The organism is Pedobacter agri PB92, from assembly GCF_000258495.1.
Taxonomy (GTDB): domain Bacteria; phylum Bacteroidota; class Bacteroidia; order Sphingobacteriales; family Sphingobacteriaceae; genus Pedobacter; species Pedobacter agri.
The window spans coordinates 1-3,601 of sequence record NZ_AJLG01000287.1 but is presented as its reverse complement, the minus strand read 5'-3'; the positions used below and the strand labels follow the sequence as shown (position 1 = coordinate 3,601).

Below are 3,601 nucleotides of genomic sequence, written 5' to 3'. Positions count from 1 at the left end.
ACGTACACACTATGGTAATTGCCCAGGCCAGTTTAAATGGGTATTGGGAAAAAGACCCGGTATTTACTTCTTCAATTTTGTTTTCCTGCTGATCGAGATTGTATTTAAGGTTTTGCCATTCTTCCCGCTCTACTTCAAAATGTGCAGAATCATCTAAAAACTGAACACTTACCCGATCATTTGCGATGCTAACAATCTTCGCAGCCTTTCCGTTATAGTATTGTTTTTTGCCTGATGAGTCATTTTTGATAAACATCACCTGGGCGCCAACTTTAAGTTGCAAAACTTCATCTACAGGGTAAGCATCTTTTGGAAAATCGCCAGTTACCTTGGCCGTGAAAGCGTGGAGGTCACCATCCAGTTTGTCCAGACAATCCTGATTAATTTGTGTGACCAGATTATTGTGTGTTGTTAATGTGATGTATTCATCTTTCCAAACCTCATTTAAGCTGGGATCAAAATGCTCATTCAATTTCGCGAGCAATTCAGGAGTTAAGTTGTTTTCTCTGATCCGGTTTAAAATATCCAGAAACAATGGATCCGACTGTCGGAAAACCTTTTTCAGTTCAAAAGTGATAAGCGAGATCGATTTTAGAATATGGCTATCAAAAAATAGGGACTTAAGTAGTATGTTTTTAAAATATGCCAGGCATCATGGGCGATAGGTGAGAGCTGATACAAATCACCAATCATCAACACCTGTACGCCGCCAAAAGGCATGCTGGAGCCTTTTACTTTTTTCAATGATTGGTCAATGAAATCGAGCATATCAGCCCTTACCATACTAATTTCGTCAATAATCAGTAATTCAAGGCATTTCAAAAGCTTGGTTTTTTCTTCGTTATATTTTACTTCCTTAAACTGTTGATCGCCGGCAACCGGAATAATTGGACCAAATGGCATTTGGAAAAACGAATGAATGGTAACTCCACTTGCATTAATGGCTGCTACAGCCGTAGGCGCAATCACAGCAAAGTTTTTTTGCGTAGTTTCTTTAATTTTCCTTAATAAAGTTGTTTTTCCTGTTCCAGCTTTACCTGTTAAAAAAATTGGTTGATTGGTAAATTTAATGAAGTCGTGAATAAGTTGATTATCTTGATCGGTATGGCTTGTCGGGTTCATCTTTGTTCAGCGAAATCTTTCTTTAAAAATCGTTATCTTTTGTACAAAGATGCGCAGAATGCGTTTAAACATTGCGCAAAATAGAGTGTGATTTATACACATTTTATACAATCCCTAATTGCAGGATGAATGGATCGTCTATCCCGAGGGTTAAATGACTGTAATTTCCACATTTAATATACAATTAATAGAAAATGGCAGGTCTTTTATTGAGTAATTGATGCCTTTCATATCGATAGTTGAATGGAATCAAACGGATGATTTTGATTAGCTAAAGCGAGATTAATGTAAAATTTATCTCTTTTTTATTTTATGTTATTTCGAGATTATTTTTATTGTTCTGGTAATCAGTATGTTTAAAAATACGGGTTCCTTCACTAAAAAAAATATCGATCTTTATTTTTGTTTGCTAATTATATTAGTATAAATTTGTTTGATTCGCGATATGCGAAACATTAAATAATTAAGCAGGAAAGCTTTTTTAAGGCTTTCAAATGAAGAGGAGTGATATGACTGTTACAGTTTTAGCGATATTGGAAACGGATTTTAAACCAGATCTTTCTTTAGGTAAAATCATGAACGAAAGATTGAAGGTTGCCGCTGAAGATTTAAGAGATATACATTTACAGGCACTGGAAACTGTTGGGCAGCGTACCGATGATGTAGTGGTTTACATAAGTTATAATCCAAAATATAAAATTCGTTGGCGTATTGTTAATGATGTGCCTAATGACGTGGAAGGTTTTGTTGCCAAAACCTGTGGTGATTTAGGTTACATTGAATGGAAAACCGCTGTAATGAACATTTTTAAGGGGAACGAATAGACACAGGTCCATATGCAATATGCGTTGTTAAATGGAGAGCGTAAGGAAGCGGTTAAGGGTGAAACTGGAATTTGTGTTGGCTGCAAGCAGAAAGTTATTGCAAAATGTGGCGCAGTTAAGATTCACCATTGGGCACATGTTTCACTCAGTCAATGTGATTCCTGGTGGGAGAGCGAAACTTTATGGCATCGTGAATGGAAAGAAGGCTTTGCGCCAGAATTTCGTGAGGTTAGTTTCTATGATCAAACAAGGCAAGAATTCCACCGGGCAGATATACATACAAGCAACGGCATCACCATTGAACTTCAAAATTCTGCAATTAATACAGATGAACTCCAGTCGAGAGAACGCTTTTACCCAAAACTGATTTGGATTGTAAATGGATTGAAGTTTAAAAGCTTTAAAGTCGTAAAATCTATTCCAAATCCACTTGATCCTTTGTTGCAGCATTATGAATTCTGTGTTTCAGAACACCTTTCTTTGATGCGTACAAAAGATATTTTGACAGAAAAATCTCACCCCGAAATACTTACCTTTTACCACGAAGAGTTAAAAGATATCCCGTTTTCTACAGCATTTTATTCTTTTAGCTGGAGAAATCCACATCAATCCTGGTTAAACGCATCATGCCCGATTTTTATTGATTTAGGAGGCCTTTTTTTATACCGTCTGAGAAAGAGACATCAAATTTCTTCAAATTACAGTTATTTACAGCTTGTAAGTAAAAAGGATTTCATGAAGAAATATAGTGGTCGCTAAACTGCATTTTTAATTCAATTCCTTTTCTGTATTTGTAAGTGAATTCAAGCTTCCTTTACAGGCATCGATATGTTTTCGTTATAATTTTGTTGCATAATAAATTCCACTGTTTTGGTGCTTATTAAACATATTTGATGATATTTAGGAATGAAAAAAAATTGCTTTAGTTACCTTTCTGTTGTCAATATTTACTCTTCAAAAATCTATGGCCCAAACCCCAGCAATATTAAACCACATCGCCGTGTATGTTGTCGACCTAAATAAATCAACCTTGTTTTATCAAAGTGTATTTAGCCTAAAAATTATCCCTGAGCCATTTAAGGATGGGAAACATACCTGGTTTACCTTAGGGAAGGCAGGCGCACTTCACCTAATTGAGGGCGCAAAAAGCAATCAAACCTTTGATAGAAATGATCATTTGTGTTTTAGTGTTCCATCTATTGATGAATTTATCAAGCTTCTGAAAAGCAAAAATATTCAATTTGAAGACTGGGCCGGTAAAGCAGGCGCTATAAATTTACGTGTAGATGGGGTGAAGCAAATATACTTCAAAGATCCTGATGGACACTGGCTGGAAGTAAATGATGCGAAACAGTAAAATCAGATGCTATTTATATTCAAAACTATTCCTCATATGAAAAAAAATATACTCATCGCATTATTGCTAATTGGCTCAAATGTTTTTGCACAAACTGAAAAAGCTGAAACTGATTTTAAAGCTGTAATGCAAAAGTACAATGCCGTAGGGGCCTCAGTTGCAGTTGTTAAAAAAGGAAAAATCGTTTACACGCATTCATTTGGTTTAAAAGATTTGGAAAACAAAACTGAGTTATCTGATCGGGATATTTTTAGAATTGCATCTATTTCAAAGTCGTTTTCTGCAACTTCGATTATGC

At 35.6% G+C, this 3,601-nt stretch carries 5 protein-coding genes and 1 pseudogene; 4 read left to right on the top strand and 2 right to left on the bottom strand.

Going from position 1 to position 3,601, the window contains the following annotated elements; all coding sequences use genetic code 11:
- Both ON09_RS24605 and ON09_RS24600 read right to left on the bottom strand, forming a co-directional pair.
- Window positions 1-535 (bottom strand): annotated as a pseudogene (locus ON09_RS24605) (helicase); the annotation flags it as partial.
- A gap of 56 nt (window positions 536-591) precedes the next feature.
- Window positions 592-1,122 (bottom strand): AAA family ATPase, encoded by a 531-nt coding sequence (locus tag ON09_RS24600; protein WP_010603450.1) that lies wholly within the window; start codon window positions 1,120-1,122, stop codon window positions 592-594.
- A 509-nt stretch (window positions 1,123-1,631) separates the two neighbouring features.
- On the opposite strand from ON09_RS24600, the gene ON09_RS23145 reads away from it, so the two are divergent.
- The 4 genes from ON09_RS23145 to ON09_RS23130 form a co-directional block, all read left to right on the top strand.
- Window positions 1,632-1,946 carry a hypothetical protein gene (locus tag ON09_RS23145; RefSeq protein ID WP_010603449.1) on the top strand — a complete coding sequence of 105 codons (315 nt, stop codon included), beginning with the start codon at window positions 1,632-1,634 and terminating at the stop codon, window positions 1,944-1,946.
- A 12-nt stretch (window positions 1,947-1,958) separates the two neighbouring features.
- A complete protein-coding gene (locus ON09_RS23140; RefSeq protein WP_010603448.1) occupies window positions 1,959-2,705 on the top strand; it encodes a competence protein CoiA in 747 nt (248 codons plus the stop codon).
- Window positions 2,706-2,910: 205 nt separating this feature from the next.
- A complete protein-coding gene (locus ON09_RS23135; protein ID WP_010603447.1) occupies window positions 2,911-3,303 on the top strand; it encodes a VOC family protein in 393 nt (130 codons plus the stop codon).
- A 36-nt stretch (window positions 3,304-3,339) separates the two neighbouring features.
- Window positions 3,340-3,601 (top strand): serine hydrolase (locus ON09_RS23130; RefSeq protein WP_010603446.1); only part of this gene is annotated, 262 nt, incomplete at its 3' end.

Bases quoted from the DNA above. Each gene is read 5' to 3' on its own strand.
- ON09_RS24600 (WP_010603450.1), bottom strand. From the start codon at position 1,122: ATGAACCCGACAAGCCATACCGATCAAGATAATCAACTTATTCACGAC.
- ON09_RS23145 (WP_010603449.1), top strand. From the start codon at position 1,632: ATGACTGTTACAGTTTTAGCGATATTGGAAACGGATTTTAAACCAGAT.
- ON09_RS23140 (WP_010603448.1), top strand. From the start codon at position 1,959: ATGCAATATGCGTTGTTAAATGGAGAGCGTAAGGAAGCGGTTAAGGGT.
- ON09_RS23135 (WP_010603447.1), top strand. From the start codon at position 2,911: ATGGCCCAAACCCCAGCAATATTAAACCACATCGCCGTGTATGTTGTC.